The sequence below is a fragment of the Kribbella sp. NPDC004138 genome (assembly GCF_053603655.1).
Genome location: NZ_JBSGFZ010000049.1, coordinates 1 through 21,242, shown reverse-complemented (window position 1 = coordinate 21,242; position 21,242 = coordinate 1). Strand labels below are relative to the sequence as shown.

Here is a 21,242-nt window from a genome sequence, read left to right as displayed (position 1 = left end):
AAGCAGGAAATTACCCCGGCATCGCGGTTCACAGCAAGATGGCAGGAAACGTGCAGCGGGTCCGAGGGCCGGCCGCACATCCTGGGGGCATGAGGGTCGCGGCGCGTTCGTTGAGTGTGCGGGTCGCGGCGGCGATGGTGGCGCTGGTCGCGGTGGTGAGCATCGTGATCGGCGTACTGACGACCGCAGCGATCGGCTCGTACCTGACCGGGCAGCTCGACGGCAAGGTGATGGCCGCCCAAGGGCGCGCGATGGGCGCGTTGAAGAACGGGTCGTGGGGACCACCACCGGACGCGCCGCACGGGCAGGACGCCGGCACGGTGACGGTCTACGCGCAGGGCGACAATGCGGCCGGGACAGTGGTCACTGCCGAAGGCAACGTCACCGACCTCACCGACGTGGTCGTCGGCAAGCTCGACAACCTCGCGGCCGGTCGGACCAGCACGGTCGACCTGCCCGGCCTCGGCGAGTACCGGGTGCGCGCGGCGAGCATCGACCAGGTCACCGTGATCACCGGGCTGCCGACCAAGGACATCCAGGACACGATCAACAGCCTGATCGGGTGGGAGGCGTTGTTCGGCGGGATCGGCGTACTCACCGCGGGCGGCGTCGCGGTGTTCGTCGTACGGCGGCAGTTGCGGCCGCTGCGCCGCGTCGCGCAGACGGCCCGCGAGGTGGCGGCGCTACCGCTCGACACCGGCGAGATCGGGGTGACGGCCCGGGTGCCCGACCAGCTCACCGACGAACGGACCGAGGTGGGACAGGTCGCGGTCGCGCTCAACACGTTGCTCGGGCACATGGAAGGCGCGCTCGACGCCAGGCACCGCAGCGAGCAGCAGGTCCGGCAGTTCGTCGCGGACGCGTCGCACGAGCTGCGGACGCCGCTGACGACGATCCACGGTTACGCCCAGCTGAGCCTGCACCAGCGCGATCCCGACCTGTTCGCGCACGCGATGGGCAAGGTGATGGTCGAGACCACCCGGATGGCGTCGCTGGTCGAGGACCTCCTGCTACTTGCCCGGCTGGACGCCGGGCGGCCGCTCGACAGCCGCTCGGTCGACCTGTCGAGGCTGGCCCTCGACGCGGTCACCGACGCCCGGATCGTTGCCCCCAGCCACCATTGGGAGCTGGACCTGCCCGCCGAGCCGATCGTCGTCATCGGCGACGAGCAACGCCTGCACCAGGTCCTAGCCAACCTCCTGACGAACGCGCGCCGGCACACCCCACCCGGCACCACTGTCACCGTCACGGCCAACCGCAGCGACCACTCCGCCCTGCTCACCGTCCACGACGACGGCCCCGGCATCCCCGCCGACCTGCTGCCCAACGTCTTCCAGCGCTTCACCCGCGCCGACACCGCCCGAACGCGCGCCACCGGCGGCACCGGTCTCGGCCTGTCCCTGGCCCGATCCATCACCGAGGCCCACAACGGCACCCTGACCCTGAGCTCGAGCCCGGGCAGCACCAGCTTCACGCTGGCGTTGCCCGCGTGAGGCGGATCTCGGCGAGTGCCTTGGTGGCCTGGGCCGCGAGGGTGGCCGCGCGGTTGTCGTCAGAGAGGCCGTCGGCGACCAGGACGGCGTAGCGGAGGCGGAGGGTGTCGCCGGCGGGGAACGGGAGTTCCTCGGAGAAGAACGGGGCGGGGCAGACCGCCGCGAAGTCCTCCGAGCGGACGAACCACTCCGGTGGGTGGCGAACGTTGTCGGCGGCGTCGGCGACGATGATCGTCGACGCGGTGTCGGTCTCGTCCTGGCGGGCGGTGAAGCCCATCCACGGCGCGCGCTGACCGCGGAGCTCGTCGCGGCCGCTGCCCTGCGGGGCGAGGATGGTGCCGTTGGTGAACGCCCGCGGCCCGCGCCAGAACAGTCCGCCGTACCCGGCGTTCGGGCGGCCGGCGGTGGTCGGGCTGCCGATCTGGATCGTCTCGCCGGACACGTTCGTCATCGCGGTGTCGTAGACCAGCACCCAGCCGTCGTCCGCGAGCCGCGCGGTGATCGTGCGGGACTCGTCGACGACGTGCTCGCCGCTCTGCCGGTGCCACGACAGGTGGTGCGCGAACCGGACCTCGTCGTCGGACACGTCCAGCGCGTGGACCCGGTCGTGGTCCTGCGAGCCGTTGTTGTCGCGTGGCTGATACCCGTCCTGCTGCGCGTACGTCGGCCCGCCCCAGAAGTTGTCGTGCCCGAAGTGCGGCAGCGACCAGGACAGGCCCTTGTGCCACAGGTGGTCCCACGGGCGGTAGACGCTGACCAGGTCGCCGGTCAGTGTCCGGATCGGGTGGAAGTACGGCCGCGGCGACTCGTACTGCGGGTCGTCCGCGTTGTAGACATAGGTGAACAGCTCGCCGCCGCCCGCCGTCACCTGGATCGACTGGTTGACGGCGTGGTTGCAGCCGAGTTTCTGCGACATTCAGCTCTCCCGTTGTTCGGTCCAGGGCGCCCCGATCTCGCTGAACAGCGCCAGCTCGTCCGAGGCCCGGTCGATCCATTGCTCGACGTCGAGGAGGATCGGCCGGCGCTCGAGTCCTTCGCCCTCCCAGCGCACCAGCTCCGGCGCGATCGGTGCCGGGGCCGGCGCCGTGCGGACCGCCTCGACCACGCGGGTGAACCCACCCGTCGCGGCCAGCGGCACGTACAGCGGCACCGCGGGGTCGGCCCGGTGCGCGAGCAGGTTCTCCAGCAGGTCGGCCCGGCCGTACTTCGTGTCGCCGATCAGATCCGACTGGTACGTGAGGACCGCGCGGCCCTCCGATCCGTGCACGATCACCGTCGCCTCGAGGTGCTCGGCCGCGCACAACGTGACCGCGATCAGGATCGGCGTACCGCGCGCGGTCATGATCCGCACCGACGAGGTGTCATCGGACTCGATCGGGTTCGCCCGGTACAGCTCGGTCTCGATCGACCGTACGTCGTCCAGGCCGGTCGAACCGTCCAGCAGCAGCGCCGCCGCGGTCGCGTGCGCGAGCGGATTCGTCACCGCCCCGTCGACGACGTCGACGCCGTCGAGCCGCCGCTTGCCGGACCAGCGCGCGCGCTGGAAGTACCGCGCCGTCCGCACCCACTTCCCCACCGCGCTGATCCCGCGGATCTCACCGAGCTGCCCCTCGGCCATCATCGCCGCGAGCTTCAGCGTCGCCTCCGACGCCTGCGCCTGGAACCCGACCTGCAACGCCCGCCCGGTCTCGGCCACGACCGCGGACAGTTGCTCGAACTCGGCCATCGACGCGGTCGGCGGCTTCTCCAGCAGTACGTCGGCACCCGCGCGCATCGCCAGCTCGGCCAGCGGGACGTGTGTCTGGATCGGCGTACAGATCACCACGACGTCGACCTCGGTCGCCGCGAGCAGCTCGTCCAGGCCGCCGAAGACCCGGACGCCCGGCGGCAGGTCGCCGCCGCCCCGGGGATCGGCGACCGCCACCAGCTCGGCCCGGCCGGTCTTCGCCAGCCGGGCGGCGTTACGGACATGGGAGGCACCGTGGCCGTGGATCCCCACCACGGCCACGCGGGCCCCCGTCATCGGCAATCAGTTGCCGTTAGCAACACTATTTGAGCTCCCCGTTGACCTCGTCCAGGAAGGCCTTGGCGGCCGCGTCCGGCGCCTGCCGGCCGAACAGCACCTCGGTCGTGTACCGCTGGATGATCTTCTCCACCTGACCGCCGCCGACCGGCGGGGCCGGCGAGGGGTCGCCGAGGTCCTTGCCGATGTCCTGGATGAACTTGGCGGACGCGGCGTCGGCCGGCTGCAGCTTCGGCGTCACCGAGGCGCGCACCTCGGTGTTCGGCGGCACGCCCCGCTCGGCGAGCAGTACGTCGCCGGCGGCGGTGTTGTTGGCCAGGTAGTTGACGAACTCCGCGGCCTCCTTCTGGTGCTTGGACCGCGCCGAGATCGACCAGAACATCGAGCCCTTGTAGTACGAGCCGTTGTCGGCGGCCTTGCCGTCGGTGCTCGGGATCCGCAGCAGCTTGAGCTGCTGGCCGGTCGCCTTGCTGAAGGCCACCAGCTGGTTGCTCCAGATGAAGCTCATCGCCAGCTTGCCGGTCGCGAACGCCGACTGGTCGAGCGACGCGTTCATGTCCTGGGAGATCGCCTCGGCCGACGGGATCGCCTTCGCGTCGCGCAGCTTCAGGACGTACTTGAAGAAGTCGGTGGTCTTCTCCGGGGAGACACCGAGCTTGCCGTCCTTCGTCCAGAGCGACTCGCCGTTCTGCCGGGCCCACAGGTTCAGGCCGGCCTCGTTGGTGCCGAGCGCGCCGGTTCCGGTGATCTTGCCGCCGGTCTTGGTGGTGATCTCCGCGGCGATCCGGGAGAAGTCGTCCCAGGTCCACGTGGTGTCGTCCGGGATCGCCACGCCGGCGGTCTTGAAGGCCGCCGGGTTCACGACCACCGCGAACGAGTTGATGCCGGCGTTCAGCCCGTACAGGCCGCCGTCGAACTCGCCGGCGCCGAGCGTGTCCGGCTCGAACTTGCCGGTGTCCAGGCCCTGCGCCTTCTTCAGGTCGAGCAGCGCGCCGCGGTCGGCGTACTCCCGCAGGTACTTCTCGTCCATCTGGATGATGTCCGGCGCGTCGTTCGCCGCGACCGTGGTGGCGAGCTTGTCCCAGTAGCCGGACCACTCGCCGAACTCACCCTTGATCGTGACGTTCGGATGGTCCTTCTGGTACGCGTCGATCACCTGCTGGGTGAGTTTGGTCCTGGTGTCCGATCCCCACCAGGTGAATCGGAGCGTGACCTTGCCGCCGGCGTCGGACGACCCGCCCGGGCCGCCGGAGTCGCCGCCGCAGGCACTGGCCGCCAGCAACGTGGTGGCCAGCGCCAGGGCCGTCAGGGCGCGTGGGATGTGCCTCATGAAGTGCACCTTTCAGGGAGTTACTTGATGCCGGTGGTCGCGATGCCCTTGATCAGGAACCGCTGGCCCAGCAGGAAGGCGAGGAAGACCGGGACGAGGGAGACGACCGACATCGCGAACATCGATCCCCACGACGAGCTGGAGGTCGAGTCGACGAACGACCGCAGCGCGACCGGGACGGTGTACATGTGCGGGTCGGTCAGGTAGATCAACTGGCTGAAGAAGTCGTTCCAGGTCCAGATGAACGTGAAGATCGTCGTGGTGGCCAGGGCCGGCACCATCAGCGGCAGGATGATCCGCAGGAAGATCGAGGCCTTGCCGCAGCCGTCGATCCGGGCGGCCTCGTCCAGCTCGCGCGGGATGCCGCGGATGAACTGCACCATCAAGAACACGAAGAACGCGTCGGTGGCCAGCAGCTTCGGCACCACCAGCGGCAGCACCGTGTTGATCCAGCCCAGGTTCGAGAACAGGATGTACTGCGGCACGATCACCACGTGGATCGGCAGCATGATGCTGAGCAGCATGATCGCGAACCAGAACTTCTTCGCGGTGAACTCCAGCCGGGCGAACGCGTAGGCCGCCATCGAGCAGGACACCAGGTTGCCGACGATCGAGCCGAGCACCACCAGCGCCGAGTTCAGCAGGTAGCGGGTGAACGGCTCGGTCAGCGCGTGCCAGCCGACCCGGTAGTTCTCGATCCGCAGGTCCTTCACCAGGATCCCGGGGTCGCGGAAGATCTCGTTGCCCGGGCGCAGCGAGCTGACCACCATCCAGATCACCGGGTACAGCATCACCAGCGCGGAACCGGCCAGCACGACGTGGATCACCAGCGGCCGGATCCGGGACCAGGTGACGGCCGAGGCCCGGCGGGTGGCGACGGTGCGGGTCAGCGTCTCGGTCGTCGTCTCAGTCGTCATAGAACACCCAGTACTTCGAGGCGAAGAAGTTCGCGGCGGTGAAGACCCCGATGATCACGAGCAGGAACCACGCCATCGCGGAGGCGTAGCCCATGTCGAAGTTCCCGAAGCCCCGGTCGTAGAGGTACAGCGTGAAGAACATCGTCGAGTCCGACGGCCCGCCGCTGCCCCCGGAGACGACGAACGCCTGGGTGAACGACTGGAACGCGTGGATGATCTGCAGCACCAGGTTGAAGAAGATGATCGGCGTCAGCAGCGGCAGCGTGATGCTGAAGAACCGCCGCAGGACGCCGGCGCCGTCGACCGACGCCGCCTCGTAGTACATCGTCGGGATCTGCCGCAGCCCGGCCAGGAAGATCACCATCGGCGACCCGAACGTCCAGACGTTCAGGACGACGAGCGTGCCGAGCGCGGTGCTCGGGTCGGAGATCCAGCCCTTACCCTCGATGCCGAACACGTCCAACACCTGGTTGAGCAGGCCGGTGGTGCCGAACACCTGCCGCCAGAGGATCGCGATCGCGACACTCGAGCCGAGCAGTGACGGCAGGTAGAACACCGAGCGGTAGAACGCCATCCCGCGGACGCCGCGGTCGAGGACGACGGCCAGCAGCAGTGCGATCGCCAGCTGCAGCGGCACCGAGACGAACACGTAGGTGAACGTCACGCGCAGCGAGTTGTGCAGCCGCTCGTCGGACAGCATCCGGGCGAAGTTCTCCAGGCCGATCCACTTCGGGGCCTGGATCAGGTTGTAGTCCGTGAAGGACAGGTACAGCGAGGCCAGCATCGGCCCGATCGTGATCAGGAACAGACCCAGCAACCACGGCGCCAGGAACAGATAGCCGGCCAGGTTGTCCTTCTTCTGACCTGCCGTCTTCTTGCCCCTCAGACTGCCCAGCTCACCCAGCGCACTCAATGGTCACCTCTCTTCCGTCCCCGTCAGCCTTCGGCCCGACGCTCAGGAAAGCGCTTGCCTTGGCCGGTCAAGCTAGTACAAGAAACCGGTTCCCGCAAGAGTTCATCGATGAAGGAAAGGGCCGGATCCGGACCGATTGCGAGCTATTGACAGGACAAAGTTCCGGCGCGACAGTTCTGAGCATTTGGCAACCGCTTACCGACGGAGATCCCGATGCTGCGACGTACTTTTCTCACCGGTTCGCTGACCACGGTCGCGCTCGGCGCGCTGCATCCAGGTGCGGCACGTGCTGAGGTGGCAGCCGTGGACGAGGACTTCCTGACCCTGCTCACCGAGGCGAACCGGAAACAGATTCCGATCGTGCTCGGCAACTTTCAGAACGTTTCCGACAGTGTCCGGACCGTGGCCCGCAAGGCCCGCCGGCTCGTTTCCGGCTATGCGTGGGGACGGTCGCCGTACCATCACGACGCCACGCTCCTCGAGCCGTTGGCCTGGCTCGTCGACCAGCTCGCCGCGCGGCAGCACGAGGACGGCCTGTACGACGTCGGCAACCTGCACTCGCCGCCGGACAGCGCTTTCGCGATCCAGGACGTGTGCATGCTGTACGCACTGCTCGACGCGGACGGCCGGCCGGAGACCGCGTCGATGCGCGCGTCGCTGGCCTCGGTGATCAAGAAGGCCGGGCCCGCGCTGGCGTCGGGCGGCGTCCACACACCCAACCACCGGTGGGAGGTGTCCGCGGCGCTGGCCCGGGCGCACCACCTCTTCCCGGACCGGCGGTACGCGGCGCGGATCGACGACTGGCTCGACGAGGGCATCGACGCGACCCCGGACGGGATCTACAGCGAGCGCAGCTCGACGTACGCCGCCGAGGTGACGAACCCGTGCCTGCTGACGATCGCCTGGCTGTCCGACAAGCCCGCCCTGCTCGACTACGTGCAGCGGAATCTCGACGTCACGCTGTACCTGCTCGAGCCGAACGGCGAGGTGGACACGACCGCGTCGCGCCGGCAGGACCAGAAGGGCGTCCGCGAGGTCTGGTGGTACCTGACGCAGTTCCGCGAGCTGGCGCTGCACACCGGAGACGGCCGGTTCACGACCGTCGCCAAGAGCATCGAGGCGCGCGGAACCGGTGAACTCGGGGATTTCCTCGCCGAGGTGCTGGAGCGGCCGGAGCTGTCCGCGGTGCTGCCGGACGCGACCCCGGCGCCCACGGAGTTCGTGCAGCACTACCCGTCGCAGGCCTCGGTGCGGATCCGCCACGAGGCTCGGACGGCAACCGTTTTCGGCGGCACCGACTTCCACAACATCCCGGTGATCTCGTCGGGCCTCTCGACGAACCCGACCTTCTTCAAGCTCCGCAACGGTGCGGCGATCCTCGACTCGGTCCGGCTGTCACCGCAGTTCTTCAGCACCGGTCATTTCCGCAGCGACGGGCTGCGGCGTACGGCGCCCGGTACGTTCAAGCTGCAGCAGGAGGTGCAGGTCCCGTACCACCTGCCGCTCCCGAAGCGCTACCGCCGGGCGGACGGCCGCTACGCACTCACTCCTGAGGGCCGTTTCTACGCATCCATGGACTTCCCGCACCGCCCGAAGCAGTACCGGGTACTGCGGACCGAGATCACCGTCGCCGAGGTTCCGTCCGGCTACGACCTGACGTTCGACTTCGCCGGAGACGAGACCGGCTACGCCGTCGAGCTCTGCTTCCGCCCGGGCGGCACCCTGAGCGGCGTGGACCAGTTGGATGCCGCAGGCAACTACCAGCTGTCGTCGGGGACCGGCAGCTACACCGTCGGCACGGACCGGATCGAGTTCGGCCCGGGCAACGGCGCCGCCCGGGTCGCGATGGACCTGGGCGAGCGCTACACCTACCTGGGCGGCAGCCTCACCCCGGACGGCCTGCGCGTGTACCTGACCGGCCGGACACCGGGGCGTCAGGTACTCCGGCTGCGCACCTCCTGATCATGCGGTCCGCACGACGGTTTCCAGCGAGCCGTCGTGCGGAATCCGCAGTACGTGGACGCGCCGCCGCTGGTCCCGCAGATACGTCCGCGACGACGTGCTGAGCGTCGCCGGACGGCGTGCCGACCAGGTGATCGCGATCGTGGCCGCGCCGCGGCGGATCACGATGCCGTCGGCGGTCGCCGTCCGCGTCTCGCCGTACGGCACGACGGTGCCGTCCGAGAACACCACGTCGTCGCCCGGCTGGAGCACCAACGGGATCTGCTCCGTTGCGGCGCCCGTCGCGGTGACCCGGCGGCTGACCGAGTGCGCGCCGATGACGAGCTCCGTCGACACCGAGCCGTCCGGGGTGCGGTAGCGGACCAGGTCCTTCGACGGGTACTCCGCGAGCAGGTTGGTTTCGGCATCCGCCTTGCCGTCGCGGACCGTTCCCCAGCAGCCGGTCGCGGTCTGCTGCGCGTGGATCACGGTGGCGGCCGCCGGGTGCCACAGGAAGCCGGTCCCGGCCTTCACCGCGCTGCCTTGCCGCTCGCCGAAGAACGCGCCGAGGTACAGACCAGGCCGGCGGACGTAGAGGTAGTCCTGGTTGCCGTCGTTCTCGTGGCGGCGCTCGGTGAAGTTGTCGCGGCTCAGGTACGGGATGTTCGCGATCGCGGCGCGTTTGGCGGACCGGGTCGGCAGCGTCTCGCCGTACGGCGCGTGCGCGATGATCCGCGGCGACGTGTCCTGTTTGGCCAGGGCCGGCACCGGCGCCGGGTCCGCGGCCCATGCCTGGCGGGTCGCGGCCTTGTCCTCGCGGGAGGTGAAGAACGCCCCGAGGTTCGGGACTGCCGGGACGAAGTGCGAGCCGAGGATGCTCCGGTCGGGGTCCGGGATCACGTCGTCGTAGTACGCGACCGAGGTCCGGTCGGAGACCGCGTAGTACGTCAGCCAGCCGGAGCCGTCGGGCTCGCGGAGCAGGTTGTAGCCGAACCAGTCGGTGAACTTGCGCGTCATCGAGACCAGCAGCGGGTTCCTGGTCTGCAGGTAGAGCTCGGCCATCTCCGGCAGCATGACCTCGAAGTTGTAGTTGATGTCCATGCCGCGCGGGTCGTAGAAGAACCCGGCCGGACTCTGCGCCCACTTCGCGACGAACCGGATCCGGTCCTGCAGCTTGAGCCACCGGGCCTGGTCGGGCAGCAGCCGCAGCGTCAGTGCCGAGCCGGCCACTCCGGCGACGGCCTGGTTCGTGTACTCGAACGGGTCGTCCCAGACGACCGAGTTGCCCGGGTCCAGGTACCAGTCGACGCCCTTGCGCAGGGCACCTTCCAGCTGGGTCCGCCGGGTCGGCAAGGCGTTCGCCTGGCGCAGATTGGCCAGTGTCTTGGCCAGGTAGCCGATTCCGAAACCGCTGGACGCTTTTCCGCGCTCGCCCGGGGAGTACTCCGGCCACGAACCGTCCGGGTTCTGCAGACCCAGATAGTGCTGTAGCGCGGCGTCGAGCCGGCCGAGGAGTGCGCTGTCGCGGTAGTACGGGTTCCAGGCACGTTGGTTGGCGTAGAACCAGCTGAGCGTGAAAACGTGTTCCTGGACCCGGGAGTTGTACGGCTGGGCCGGCGACCGCCACCAGCCGCCGCCCATGAAGCCGTACGGGTCGGTGTCGACGATGTCGTTCGTCATCGGCGCGAGGATCACCAGGTACCCCGCGAACCGCTGCTCGCCGGGCGTGAACAGCCGCCGGTCCGGCGCGCCGGCCGGCAGACCCGCCAGCAACGGCAGCCCAGCAGCACGGGCCGGGGCGGCCGTCACAGCGGGAACCAGACCGGCGCCGACGGCACCGAGCAGCACGGTACGACGTTTGACGTGCATGAGTGAGCTCCTGAAGTAGTTTTCAGCGGACGGTGAGAACGGCGAACTCGGGATCGGGCACGCCGCGGCCGCTCCGGACGTCGGCGACCGCGGCGCCCCACTGGGTGAACTCGGGTGTCTTGTCGCGGTAGCCGCGAATGCCACGGAAAACGATGTCGTGACAGTCCCGCAGACCGGCGCCGTACGGGGACGGGCCGAGGACCGTCGCGACCCGGAACAAGACGGAATTGGCGAACAGCAGGTGGTGGCAGCGGTCGAGCTCGAGGGCCTGCGACTGCCAGCCGTAGATGTGGTCCTCGGTCTGCAGCCCGAAGAACTGCCAGCCGGAGACCTGCCGGAGGACGACCTCGCGGTGCTGGTGATGCTCGATCGAGAGCTCGTACGCCGACGTCGGCACGGACGACTGCTCGACGAGCAACCCGTTGTCGGCCCAGCCGTTCGAGCTCCAGATGTTCGACAACACTCCCCCGCCGGCGCGGACCCAGACGCCGTACTTGTGCTTGCCCTTGTACGTGTAGCCGGGGTCGCCGCCCGGCACGTCGTCCGGGTGCCACTTCACGAACTGGGTGGCGATGTCGGCGAGGTAGGCCCCGCGCCCCGACCGCCAACTGACGTTGACCGCGCCGGGGGTGTTCCGGGCCGTGTCCAGACCGAGGCCGTGGACGATGTTGCGCCCACCCGGCGGCGTCTCGACCAGCGCACGCGGCCGCTCCGGATCACCGAAGTACGCCGTGCCGTCGGGGGTGCGCAGCCAGGTCTGACGAGGATGCAGACCGATCAGGTTCGAGCCGGGCCGCAGCCGCAGCGTCTCGGCGAGCACGTACTCGCCGATCGGCACGAACACGGTGTCGTGCCGGTCCACGGCCTCCTGGAACACGGGAAGATCGTCACCGCCCGCGCCGATCGTCCGGCCCATCCGCGCAGCCACGTCGGCGACGCTGACCCAGGTCGTCACGCTCGGCAGAGCCGGAACGTCGCTCCTCAACACATCGCGGCCGGGCGTACCCTGCGACATCGCCACCCCGCCGGACCGCGCCTCGCGCGCCGACAGCGCATCGGTGATCCGCAGTCCGTAGCTGAGGTCGATACCACCGTCGTGGGCCGGTACCCGGCGACCGCTCTGCGCCAGCGCGAGCACGGTCGGGGTCCGGCGTACGACGCTGGTCACCAGGTTGAGCTGGTTGCTGTTGAGGATCCGAGGATCGGCGGCTCCGGGCAGCTGGTCGCTGTCGTTCATGACGATGCCCTCGGCAACGTCTTCGAGGACGCAGCCATGCAGATACAGATGCAGGAACTGATCGGGGACGCACTCGACCCTATGGGGCGCGTCGGCCAGGACGGTGCGGACGAACACCAGCTTGGCGTCGTTGTTCGCACGGACGGCCGTCTCGCGCTGCCCGGTGAAGCGACAGTCCAGCAGCGTGGTCGGCCAGCCGGCGGAAGCGGCATACGCGTTGAAACCGACCACGCCGCCACGGACTCGGACGCGCTGGATCAGGTTCGCGTTGTGGTCGATCCCCGCCCAGCCGTCGCCCACGTCGAGGTCGAGGTCCTGCAGCAGACAGAGTTGCGCGCCGCCGAACCGGACCGCGATCGCGCGCAGGTTGCCGGCGCCGATCTCGACGTCCACGTTGATCAGGCCGGATCCGAACGTGTCGTTGTTCGCGTACGTGACCGGACCGCCGACGGGACGACGCCGGAACGAGAACACGTCGCGCGGCGCGGCGCCGGCGTACCCCGGGCTGTTCGGCGCGAGCACGAACCGCGGCCGGGAGCGGCCGAAGCCGATGATGCGGACCGAGTCGTGCACGTCGATCGGAGCCGACAGCGTGTACATCCCGGGCGGTACGAAGACGACGCCGCCGCCGTCACCGAGCGGGAAGTCGCGGGCGCCGCCGAGAATGTCGCCGAGCCGGTTGGCGATACCACGCCGGGACGCCTCGTCGACGGCCGCCTGCAGCGCACCGGTGGCATCCGCGCCGACCTCGAAGCCAGGTGAGCCGAGGACGACCGCGGTCGGGTCCGGCGGACACGCGTCGTACGCCGACCCGAAGCCGGGCGCCGGCCCGAAGCCGGATGACGGGTCGAGGTCGAGCACGCCCGGTGACGCCGCGGCCGGCTGCAGGCCCGCGGCGACGAACGGGGCCGCGACGGCGGCGGCAGCCAGGCCGGTGAAGTGGCGGCGACTCAGCATGGGCGCTCTCCTCGCGACGATCGGGACTGCGGCGAGTTTTCTGCGCTGAACCAGCGGTGGTCAAGACCTCGGCTTTAGTAATCCGAATTAGCAGCGTCGGCGAGCTCTTGACGTCGCTCGGGCAGCTGTTCTAGTGTCCCCGGCAATCCGTATTACTGCGAAGGATCGATCGATGCCGGACAAGGCGACCGCCCGACTCACCCAGCGCGACATCGCGCGGCTGGCCAAGGTCAGCCAGACGACCGTCTCGCTGGTGCTGAACAACCGCAGCGACGCGAGCGCGCGGATCCCGGCCGAGACCCGCGACCGGGTGCTGAAGGTGATCCGCGAGACCGGCTACCAGGCCGATCCGCTGGCCCGCCGGATGACCAAGCAGCGCAACCAGATTCTCGGCGTGTTCACCTACGAGTCGGTGTTCCCGAGTGCGAGCGGCGACTTCTACCACCCGTTCCTGGCCGGCATCGAGGACCGCGCCGAGCGGCTCGGCTGGGACCTGTTGCTGTTCACCAGCGCTCCGGTGACCGACGGCCACCGACGGATCTTCCACGAGAACAACCGGCTCCGGATCGCCGACGGCTGCCTGCTGCTCGGGCGCGAGATCCCGCCCGACGAGCTGGCCCGGTTGATCGCCGAGGACTACCCGTTCGTCTCGGTCGGCCGCCGCGACGACGCCGGCGGCCCGGTGCCGTACGTCGGCGCCGACTACGGCACGGCCACGCGGACTGTCGCGGAGCGGGCGCAGGCGCTCGGTCACCGGCGGATCGCGTTCGTCGGGCTCGGCGAGGGCGCCGAGTCGTCGGCGGACCGGCTGCGCGGTTTCCGGGAGGCGGCCGGCCCGCGCGCGCCGCACCTGCCGACGCTCGACCGAACGCCCGGCGAGGTGCTCGACGACCTGCTGGACCGCCGGATCACCGCCGCGTTCGTCGAGGAGCGCGCGGACGCGATCGCGCTGTACGCCGCGGCGGCCGAGCGCGGGGTCGACGTACCGGGTGACCTGTCCGTGGTCGCGCTCGGCGACGCCACCCGGGCTGCGGCCAGCGACCTGGACTTCTCCGGCTTCCACGTCCCGCGGCGGGCGATGGGCGTCCGCGCGGTCGAGCTGCTCGAGGCAGTCCTCAGCGGCACGGCCACCGAGCAACAACTGCTGCTGCCCTGCGAACTGACCGACGGAATCACACTCACTCCACCCGAAGGTGCCTGAATGCATACCGATGTCCTTGTGATCGGCGGCGGACTCGGCGGCGTCGCCGCGGCTCTCGCCGCGCTGCGTGCCGGTCGCTCGGTGATCATGACCGAGGAGTTCGACTGGCTCGGCGGCCAGCTGACCAGCCAGGCCGTCCCGCCGGACGAGCACACCTGGGTCGAGCAGTTCGGCGTCACGGCGTCGTACCGGGCGCTGCGTGCCGGCATCCGTGACTACTACCGCCGCCACTACCCGCTGACCGTGGCGTCGCGGGCCGCCGCTCACCTCAACCCAGGCGCCGGTTACGTGTCCAAGCTCTGCCACGAGCCACGCGTCGCGCTCGCGGTGCTGGAGGCCATGCTCGCGCCGTACCGGGCCGGTCGCCGGCTCCAGGTCCTGCAGCCGTACCGTCCGGTCGCGGCCGACACCGACGGCGATCGGGTCACCGCGGTCACGGTGCAGCATCGCGACACCGAGGAGCGGCTGACGCTGACCGCGCCGTACATCCTCGACGCGACCGAGACGGGCGAGCTGCTGCCGCTGACCGGGACGGAGTACGTCACCGGTTTCGAGGCGCAGAGCCAGACCGGTGAGCCGAGTGCGCCCGCCGAGGCGCAGCCACTGAACATGCAGGCGGTCTCGTACTGCTTCGCGGTCGACCACGTCGACGGCGACCAGGTCGGGGACAAGCCGGCAAGCTACGCCTTCTGGCGGAACTACCAGCCGTCGTTCTGGGGTGATCGGCTGCTGTCCTGGACCGCGCCGAACCCGCGCACCCTAGAGAGCTCGCGGCGGACCTTCACGCCCAACCCCGACGACGACCCGCTCGCGGTGGTCGCGGACCAGCGGCGGACGGGCGGTGACACCAACCTGTGGACGTTCCGCCGGATCGCGGCCCGCCGGCACTTCGTCCCGGGGACGTACGCGAGCGACATCTGCCTGGTGAACTGGCCGATGATCGACTACTTCGAGGGCCCGGTGATCGACGTACCGGACGCGGCGAAACATCTCGCGGCGGCGCGCGAACTCTCGCACTCCGTCCTCTACTGGCTGCAGACCGAGGCGCCGCGGCCCGACGGCGGCACCGGCTTCCCCGGACTGCGGTTGCGCACGGACGTGGTCGGCTCCGCGGACGGTCTGGCGCAGGCGCCGTACATCCGCGAGTCCCGGCGGATCAAGGCGGAGTACACCGTCGTCGAACAGGACCTGTCGGTCGCGGTCCGCGGTGAGCGCGGCGCGGTGGAGTACGACGACAGCGTCGGCGTCGGCATGTACCGGATCGACCTGCACCCGTCGACCGGCGGCGACAACTACATCGACGTGGCGAGCAGCCCGTTCCGGATCCCGCTCGGCGCCCTGCTCCCGGAACGGGTCGAGAACCTGCTGCCCGCGAACAAGAACCTCGGCACCACCCACATCACCAACGGCTGTTACCGGCTGCACCCCGTCGAGTGGAACATCGGCGAGGCCGCCGGCGCGCTCGCGGCGTACTGCCTGAACCGCGGCGTCGCGCCGCGGGCGGTCCGCAACACCCCTGCTCTGCTCGCCGAGTTCCAGGACCGCCTGGTTGCTCAGGGCATCGAACTCGCCTGGCCGGCCGTCGCCGGCTACTGATGGAGGACTCCCATGAAGATCCTGACAGCGGCGTTGACCGCCGCGGCACTGCTGACGGCGGCCGGCTGCGGGGGCGGGTCCGGCTCCGGCTCGGGCTCGGGTGACAGCGGGCCGATCGACCTGCGGATGACGATCTGGAGCGCGAACGCCAAACACGTCGCGCTGTTCGACCAGATCGCCGCCGCTTACAAGAAGGACCATCCCGAGATCGGCAAGATCACCTTCGAGTCGATCCCGTTCGACAGCTACACGACCACGCTGACCACGCAGATCGGCGGCGGCAACGTGCCCGACCTGGCGTGGATCTTCGAGAGCAACGCGCCGGACTTCGTCAGCTCGGGCGCGCTCGAGCCGATCGACAAGGACGCCGACCTGCTGCCGAGCACGACGGCCAACTGGGAGAGGGACGGCAAGCTGTACGCGTACCCGTTCTCCACCTCGCCGCTGGGGGTGTTCGTGAACACCGACCTGGTGAAGGCGGCAGGGCGGCCGGCTCCGGCCCAGCAGATCGCCTCCGGGACGTGGACCTGGGAGGAGGCCGCCAAGACCGCGGCCGCCGTCCAGGCGCGCGGCAAGGGCGGTGTCGCGGTCGGCGACTTCGACTACAAGGGCTGGGACACACTGAACGCGATCTGGGCGGGCTGGGGCGCGCGGCCGTGGAGCGAGGACGGCAAGACCTGCCAGTTCGACCAGCCGGCGATGGTGGACGCGATGACGTTCGTCCACAAGCTGATCTTCATCGACAAGGGCATGCCGGGTCCCGGTGTGACGAAGGACTTCTACGCCGGCGACTCGGCGATGGTGGTGACGCAGATCAGCCGCGCCGCCCTGCTGGAGAAGGCCAAGTTCCAGTGGGATCTGGTGCCTTTGCCCAAGGGCCCGTCGGGTGAGTACTCCGTGGTCGGGCAGGCCGGGATCGGCGTCTTCAAGCGCGGCAAGCACGCCGACGCGGCCAAGCAGTTCCTGGCGTACTTCAGCAACGCGGAGAACTCGGCCAAGCTCGCACAGTTCTTCCCGCCGCCGCGCAAGTCGCAGCTGAACTCGGCCACGCTGGCCAAGGCCAACCCGCTGCTCAAGCCGGCCCAGCTAGACAGCGTCGTGGTCAAGGGCATCGAGACCGGCACGATCAAGCCCAGCCACACCGGGTACGCCGAGGTGCAGCAGACCGTCCGCGCCGCGCTCGATCCGCTGTGGAAGCCGGACGCGGACGTCAAGAGCGTGCTGTCCGGTGTCTGCTCGAAGATCAACCCCCTGCTGGCGAAATGACCTTGCTCCTCGACAAGCCGGCGCCTCCGGTGGCGCCGGCGGAGCGCGCGCCGTACTGGACGATGCGGCGGCGGGACACGGTGGCCGGCTGGCTGATGGTCCTGCCGCAGCTCGCCGGGATCGTGGCCTTCGTCCTCGTGCCGCTCGGGCTGGTGGTCTGGTACAGCGTGCACGAGTGGAACGTGCTCGGCGGGACGTTCGAGTTCGTCGGCGGCGACAACTACGCGGCGCTGGCGTCCGACGCCCGCCTGGGTCCGGTGCTCAGGGCAACGGGGTTGTTCTCGGTCGGTCTGGTCGTGCTGAACCTCAGCCTCGCGCTGTTCCTGGCCGTGCTGCTGAACCAGAAACTGCGCGGAACGGTGGTTTTCCGGACTTTGTTCTTCTCGCCGGTGGTCGTGACGCTGGTCGCCTGGACGATCGTCTGGGGTTTCCTGCTCCAGGACAACGGCGGAATCAACGGTTTCCTGAATTTCCTGGGCATCGACGGGCCGAACTGGCTGCGGTCCGGCGGCACGGCGATGGCGTCGGTGATCGTCGTCCAGCTGTTCAAGAACGTCGGCCTCAACATGGTGCTGTTCCTGGCCGCACTGCAGGGTGTGCCCGCGGAGCTGTACGAGGCGGCGCGGATCGACGGCGCGTCCGCGTGGGCACGGTTCCGGCGGGTGACCGTGCCGCTGATCAGTCCGACGATCCTGCTGACGATGATCCTGACCATCGTCGGATCGCTGCAGGTGTTCGCGCAGATCGCCGTACTGACCCAGGGCGGGCCGGAGACGTCGACGACCGTGCTCGTCTACTACCTGTACCAACAGGCGTTCCAGTTCCATCACTTCGGCTACGGCGCGACGCTCTCGCTGCTGCTGTTCTTCATCGTCCTGGTGCTGACCGTCGTCCAATGGCGGATGCGTCGTAGGTGGGTGTTCCATGAGGCTTAAGTTGGTGGTGTACGGCGTACTGCTGGTGTGCTGTGTGCCGTTCGTGTTCCCGATCTGGTGGATGGCGACGACGTCGCTGAAGCCGGTGTCCGAGATCTTCGCGTTCCCGCCCTCGCTGCTCCCGGGATCGCCGACGCTGGACGCCTATCGCCAGGTGTTCGCGTTGCAGCCGTTCGGCCGCCAGTACCTGAACAGCCTCTACATCGCGCTGGTCGTCACCCTCGGGACGCTGGCCGTGTCGGCGCTCGCCGGGTACGCGTTCGCGCGGATCCGGTTCCGCGGCGCCGGGATCGTGTTCGTGATCGTGCTGAGCGGTCTCCTCGTGCCGAACGAGGTGACGATCATCCCGCTGTACCGGATGTTCGACGCCTTCGGTCTGGTGGACACGCACTGGCCGCTGATCCTGATCCCGATACTCGGCGCGCCGAGCGTGCTGGCGACGTTCATCATGCGGCAGTTCTTCATCACCCTGCCTTCCGAACTGGAGGAGGCCGGCAGGGTCGACGGGCTGGGGCGCTTCGGCCTGTTCTGGCGGGTCTGCCTCCCGCTGGCCCGGCCGGCGATCGGGGCGGTGTCGATCTTCACGTTCCTGCACAGCTGGAACCTCTACCTCGAACCGATCGTGTTCCTGTCGTCGAAGCAGAAATTCACCGTCCCGCAGGCCCTCACCCAGTACGTCGACGCGTACGGCGGGCCGATGTGGAACACCCAGCTCGCCGCCGCGACCCTGTCCGCCCTGCCCGTCCTGATCATCTTCGTCCTGGCCCAGCGCCAGTTCGTCGAGGGGCTCGCCCAGACCGGCCTGAAGGGCTGACCGTCAGCTGAAGTCGCGCTCGGCCTCCGGGGGCAGTTCGCGGATCCTGCGCGCACCCTTGTTCGTCCGCCGCCGCAGGACCGCGAAGTTGCCGATCAGGTCGACCGCTTCAGGCATGGCCTTCGTCAGCCAGAAGGACAGGCCGAGCGACCACCTGCCGTTGACGTCCTTGACCTCGAACCGGACGACGGTTTTGCCGATCCGCACACGGTGGTACGGCAGGTTCTCGTGCAGATACACTCCGGCGGCGCGCGCGGACTCGGTGAAGCCCTTCTCGAGCAGGGACGCACGGATCTCCCTGGCCGCCATGTCACGGAGGTCCTGGGCGCTGACGTGCGAGACGTCGTACTCACCGGTCTGGAAACCGCTGGCGGACTCGGGCTGCGCCACCGATTCAGTCAGGTGCAGCACCGCCCGCAGCTCCTCCACGCGCGGGACCGGATCGAAGAACGCCTTCGCGTACCTGACCAGATCGGGCTGGTCGGTCGACTGCAGCGCGGACAGCGGGTCGTCGTCCTCGGCGTACACCGCGTCGGTCAGGTCCTGGTACTCCGCCGGCCAGCGCAACTGCAGTCCGACGAGCCCGGCGATCAGCCGCGGGTTCGCCGAGATGGCGCGGACGCCGGCGATCCGGAGCAGCAGCAGGAACGAGTTGATGAAGCGCTTGACCTGCCGCGGGTTCACCGCGAGCCCCAGCGTGGCGACGTCGTACGCGATGCCGCCGAAGTCGTCGGGCAGCGAACCCTTCGGCGGGCTCCACCCCGGCACCAGCTCGTTCAGGAAGACGCCGGCCTGGATGTCCAGCCGCGGCACCCGGAACGGGACCTGCACCATCTTCTCGATGAACACGTGCCCCGACGCGTACGGGTACTTCGCGGCGACCGCGCGGACCAGGACGTCGTAGTCGAGGGCCAGGACGAACACGAACCCCGGCACGTCCAGCACCAGGTTGATCGCCTCCAGCAAGGACACCACCTTGGCCGGCGAGCACCGGTCCAGATCGTCGACGAGCACCACGATCCGGCGCTTCCCGAGCGCGCCGGCGATCGCCTTCAGGTCCTGGTACGGCCGGACGTAGGCCGAGTCGAGCGCCGCGGCGTACCCCGCGTCGGGCGCCGCCGGGGCGAACGCCGCGCCGGGGTCGACCTTCACCGGGCCGAGGCTGATCGTCACGCTGCGGACCACCGACGCCAGCGCCGACCGGACCTTCTCGGTCAGCTTCGGGTCGTTCAGCCCCGGGCTGGCGCTGTAGATCGCGTTGAGCATCGGTACGACGATGTGCTCGGCCCGCTCGTACCGCCAGGCGTCGAACGGCACGGTCAGCACACCGGCGTCCTTCGCGAGTTCGGCCCGGATCGCGTTCAGCAGCGACGACTTCCCGCTGCCCCAGGACCCGTAGATGCCCACGGTGAACTGCGGCGGCGACCCGCCCCGGATCGCGGCCGCGATCGCCTCCGCGTACGCCTGGAACCCCATCGTGGGCTGCTCGCTCGGCGTGTCAGCCACGATCGGCAACAACTCAGCCGCCACCGTCTCCTCCCCGGTTGCCATTGTGCCGACCGGCCACCGGCGAGGGAACGGCTCGCGCCCGCGTGGAAAAATGGGTCTGTGAGTTTCCATGCGGCCGCGTTCATCGCCACCAGCCTCGACGGGTACATCGCGCGTACCGACGGTTCCATCGACTGGCTCACCAGCCGGGCCGAGCACGCCGGCGAGACCGGGTACGACGAGTTCCTGGCGTCGGTGGACACCGTCGTCGTCGGACGGAACACGTACCAGCTGGCCTGCACCTTCGACAGCTGGCCGTACGAAGGCAAGCAGGTCGAGGTGCTGAGCACCACGCTCGACCCGGACACCGACGACCGCATCCTCGTCCACCGCACCCTGGACGCCCTGGTCGAGACACTCGACGACCGCGGCGCCCAACGCATCTACGCCGACGGCGCGGCCACCATCCAGACCTTCCTCGCGGCCGGCCTCCTGAACGAGCTCACCATCACCACAGCCCCCGTCCTCCTGGGCGCCGGCATCCCCCTCTTCGGCCCCGTCCCGGCCGACATCCCCCTCAACCACAACGCCACCCGCACGTTGAAGGCCGGCTTCACCCAGTCCGACTACACCGTCGTGCGCTAGAGAAAGCGCGGCGCGAGCCGATCCGCCGTACGGAAGGCGAAAGCGAGCGGCCGCGCCACGCACGCCACCAGCCCGCCGACGAGCGGCCCTCGACGCCGGGCGGAAACCCGCGGCGGGAGCGTCGCGAACAGCGTGGCGAGACCCGGCAGCGGACGGATGAACACCGTCAGCTCGACGATCCTGCCCTCGTCGTCGGTCCGCACCAGATTCATCGCTTCGAGCTCGACGCCCCGGACCTGTGCCCGGAACGAGAACGCCTGCCGATCGCCGTACGCGAGCGGCTCACTCGTCCTGATGTCCTCGAGCACCGCGAAGATGTCACGGTGCAACGCGACGACCTCGTCCCGTCCCACGAACGTGACCCGATCCGTCAGCGGCGAATGAAACACCACCTCATCGGCCAACAGCCGACCCACCGCCTCGGCGTCACCCAGCTCCCCCGCCGTACGCAACCCCTCGATTGCCATCATGCTGCTCGACGGAACCAACCAGGCTCGAGGAAGTCAAGCGACCCGCCCGGCCTCGGCTGATATAGGTCGGGCGTAGCCCCTTCACGAACACCTCCGGAGGTGTCAGAAGGGACCCATCAGGTTCCTTCGAGGGTCCGGCGTTGGCGC

Annotated in this window: 17 protein-coding genes; 8 read left to right on the top strand and 9 right to left on the bottom strand. The window is 69.2% G+C overall.

Features of this window, described 5'->3' with window-relative positions; genetic code table 11:
* Positions 1 to 89: 89 nt before the first annotated feature.
* Positions 90 to 1,493 carry a sensor histidine kinase gene (locus ACWEOO_RS41140; protein WP_452147685.1) on the top strand — a complete coding sequence of 468 codons (1,404 nt, stop codon included), beginning with the start codon at positions 90 to 92 and terminating at the stop codon, positions 1,491 to 1,493.
* On the opposite strand, the gene ACWEOO_RS41135 is transcribed toward ACWEOO_RS41140, so the two are convergent.
* The 5 genes from ACWEOO_RS41135 to ACWEOO_RS41115 are packed head-to-tail and all read right to left on the bottom strand — an operon-like array spanning position 1,471 to position 6,676.
* Positions 1,471 to 2,409: a DUF6807 domain-containing protein gene (locus tag ACWEOO_RS41135; protein ID WP_452147684.1), complete on the bottom strand. Its 939-nt coding sequence runs from the start codon at positions 2,407 to 2,409 to the stop codon at positions 1,471 to 1,473. The genes ACWEOO_RS41140 and ACWEOO_RS41135 overlap by 23 nt on opposite strands.
* Positions 2,410 to 3,516 (bottom strand): Gfo/Idh/MocA family protein, encoded by a 1,107-nt coding sequence (locus ACWEOO_RS41130; RefSeq protein ID WP_452147683.1) that lies wholly within the window; start codon positions 3,514 to 3,516, stop codon positions 2,410 to 2,412.
* Positions 3,517 to 3,541: 25 nt separating this feature from the next.
* Positions 3,542 to 4,846 (bottom strand): ABC transporter substrate-binding protein, encoded by a 1,305-nt coding sequence (locus tag ACWEOO_RS41125; RefSeq protein WP_452147682.1) that lies wholly within the window; start codon positions 4,844 to 4,846, stop codon positions 3,542 to 3,544.
* A gap of 20 nt (positions 4,847 to 4,866) precedes the next feature.
* Complete coding sequence (locus ACWEOO_RS41120; RefSeq protein ID WP_363712722.1) at positions 4,867 to 5,763, bottom strand: carbohydrate ABC transporter permease; 897 nt, start codon at positions 5,761 to 5,763, stop codon at positions 4,867 to 4,869.
* A complete protein-coding gene (locus ACWEOO_RS41115; RefSeq protein WP_452147681.1) occupies positions 5,753 to 6,676 on the bottom strand; it encodes a carbohydrate ABC transporter permease in 924 nt (307 codons plus the stop codon). Before ACWEOO_RS41115 ends, ACWEOO_RS41120 begins: the two co-directional genes overlap by 11 nt.
* Positions 6,677 to 6,889: 213 nt before the next feature.
* Between ACWEOO_RS41115 and ACWEOO_RS41110 the strand changes: the two genes are divergently transcribed.
* The gene (locus ACWEOO_RS41110; protein WP_452147680.1) at positions 6,890 to 8,638 is read left to right on the top strand and encodes a hypothetical protein; all 1,749 of its coding nucleotides are present in this window, start codon (positions 6,890 to 6,892) and stop codon (positions 8,636 to 8,638) included.
* Here the strand turns inward: ACWEOO_RS41110 and ACWEOO_RS41105 are convergent, their stop codons facing one another.
* The gene (locus ACWEOO_RS41105) at positions 8,639 to 10,486 is read right to left on the bottom strand and encodes a hypothetical protein (protein ID WP_452147679.1); all 1,848 of its coding nucleotides are present in this window, start codon (positions 10,484 to 10,486) and stop codon (positions 8,639 to 8,641) included. It abuts the gene before it with no gap.
* 22 nt (positions 10,487 to 10,508) lie between these two features.
* Positions 10,509 to 12,680: a hypothetical protein gene (locus tag ACWEOO_RS41100; RefSeq protein WP_452147678.1), complete on the bottom strand. Its 2,172-nt coding sequence runs from the start codon at positions 12,678 to 12,680 to the stop codon at positions 10,509 to 10,511.
* A 172-nt stretch (positions 12,681 to 12,852) separates the two neighbouring features.
* Between ACWEOO_RS41100 and ACWEOO_RS41095 the strand changes: the two genes are divergently transcribed.
* Genes ACWEOO_RS41095 through ACWEOO_RS41075 form a run of 5 tightly spaced genes read left to right on the top strand, consistent with a single transcriptional unit; the run spans position 12,853 to position 18,492 of the window.
* Complete coding sequence (locus ACWEOO_RS41095; RefSeq protein WP_452147677.1) at positions 12,853 to 13,881, top strand: LacI family DNA-binding transcriptional regulator; 1,029 nt, start codon at positions 12,853 to 12,855, stop codon at positions 13,879 to 13,881.
* Positions 13,882 to 15,477 carry an FAD-dependent oxidoreductase gene (locus ACWEOO_RS41090; protein ID WP_452147676.1) on the top strand — a complete coding sequence of 532 codons (1,596 nt, stop codon included), beginning with the start codon at positions 13,882 to 13,884 and terminating at the stop codon, positions 15,475 to 15,477.
* Between the two features lie 12 nt (positions 15,478 to 15,489).
* A complete protein-coding gene (locus tag ACWEOO_RS41085) occupies positions 15,490 to 16,743 on the top strand; it encodes an ABC transporter substrate-binding protein (protein ID WP_452147675.1) in 1,254 nt (417 codons plus the stop codon).
* On the top strand, positions 16,740 to 17,678 hold the full coding sequence (locus ACWEOO_RS41080; RefSeq protein ID WP_452147674.1) for a carbohydrate ABC transporter permease: 939 nt from the start codon (positions 16,740 to 16,742) through the stop codon (positions 17,676 to 17,678). Before ACWEOO_RS41085 ends, ACWEOO_RS41080 begins: the two co-directional genes overlap by 4 nt.
* A complete protein-coding gene (locus ACWEOO_RS41075) occupies positions 17,668 to 18,492 on the top strand; it encodes a carbohydrate ABC transporter permease (RefSeq protein ID WP_452147673.1) in 825 nt (274 codons plus the stop codon). The genes ACWEOO_RS41080 and ACWEOO_RS41075 overlap by 11 nt, the downstream gene beginning before the upstream one ends.
* Positions 18,493 to 18,495: 3 nt before the next feature.
* Here the strand turns inward: ACWEOO_RS41075 and ACWEOO_RS41070 are convergent, their stop codons facing one another.
* Positions 18,496 to 20,022 (bottom strand): KAP family P-loop NTPase fold protein, encoded by a 1,527-nt coding sequence (locus tag ACWEOO_RS41070; RefSeq protein ID WP_452147672.1) that lies wholly within the window; start codon positions 20,020 to 20,022, stop codon positions 18,496 to 18,498.
* 78 nt (positions 20,023 to 20,100) lie between these two features.
* Between ACWEOO_RS41070 and ACWEOO_RS41065 the strand changes: the two genes are divergently transcribed.
* Positions 20,101 to 20,625, top strand: a complete 525-nt coding sequence (locus tag ACWEOO_RS41065) for a dihydrofolate reductase family protein (RefSeq protein ID WP_359940727.1) — start codon at positions 20,101 to 20,103, stop codon at positions 20,623 to 20,625.
* On the opposite strand, the gene ACWEOO_RS41060 is transcribed toward ACWEOO_RS41065, so the two are convergent.
* Positions 20,622 to 21,095 carry a nuclear transport factor 2 family protein gene (locus tag ACWEOO_RS41060; protein WP_452147671.1) on the bottom strand — a complete coding sequence of 158 codons (474 nt, stop codon included), beginning with the start codon at positions 21,093 to 21,095 and terminating at the stop codon, positions 20,622 to 20,624. The two genes, ACWEOO_RS41065 and ACWEOO_RS41060, sit on opposite strands and share 4 nt — an antisense overlap.
* Between the last annotated feature and the right edge of the window lie 147 nt (positions 21,096 to 21,242).

Bases quoted from the DNA above. Each gene is read 5' to 3' on its own strand.
- ACWEOO_RS41140 (WP_452147685.1), top strand. From the start codon at position 90: ATGAGGGTCGCGGCGCGTTCGTTGAGTGTGCGGGTCGCGGCGGCGATG.
- ACWEOO_RS41135 (WP_452147684.1), bottom strand. From the start codon at position 2,409: ATGTCGCAGAAACTCGGCTGCAACCACGCCGTCAACCAGTCGATCCAG.
- ACWEOO_RS41130 (WP_452147683.1), bottom strand. From the start codon at position 3,516: ATGACGGGGGCCCGCGTGGCCGTGGTGGGGATCCACGGCCACGGTGCC.
- ACWEOO_RS41125 (WP_452147682.1), bottom strand. From the start codon at position 4,846: ATGAGGCACATCCCACGCGCCCTGACGGCCCTGGCGCTGGCCACCACG.
- ACWEOO_RS41120 (WP_363712722.1), bottom strand. From the start codon at position 5,763: ATGACGACTGAGACGACGACCGAGACGCTGACCCGCACCGTCGCCACC.
- ACWEOO_RS41110 (WP_452147680.1), top strand. From the start codon at position 6,890: ATGCTGCGACGTACTTTTCTCACCGGTTCGCTGACCACGGTCGCGCTC.
- ACWEOO_RS41105 (WP_452147679.1), bottom strand. From the start codon at position 10,486: ATGCACGTCAAACGTCGTACCGTGCTGCTCGGTGCCGTCGGCGCCGGT.
- ACWEOO_RS41100 (WP_452147678.1), bottom strand. From the start codon at position 12,680: ATGCTGAGTCGCCGCCACTTCACCGGCCTGGCTGCCGCCGCCGTCGCG.
- ACWEOO_RS41095 (WP_452147677.1), top strand. From the start codon at position 12,853: ATGCCGGACAAGGCGACCGCCCGACTCACCCAGCGCGACATCGCGCGG.
- ACWEOO_RS41090 (WP_452147676.1), top strand. From the start codon at position 13,882: ATGCATACCGATGTCCTTGTGATCGGCGGCGGACTCGGCGGCGTCGCC.
- ACWEOO_RS41085 (WP_452147675.1), top strand. From the start codon at position 15,490: ATGAAGATCCTGACAGCGGCGTTGACCGCCGCGGCACTGCTGACGGCG.
- ACWEOO_RS41080 (WP_452147674.1), top strand. From the start codon at position 16,740: ATGACCTTGCTCCTCGACAAGCCGGCGCCTCCGGTGGCGCCGGCGGAG.
- ACWEOO_RS41075 (WP_452147673.1), top strand. From the start codon at position 17,668: ATGAGGCTTAAGTTGGTGGTGTACGGCGTACTGCTGGTGTGCTGTGTG.
- ACWEOO_RS41060 (WP_452147671.1), bottom strand. From the start codon at position 21,095: ATGATGGCAATCGAGGGGTTGCGTACGGCGGGGGAGCTGGGTGACGCC.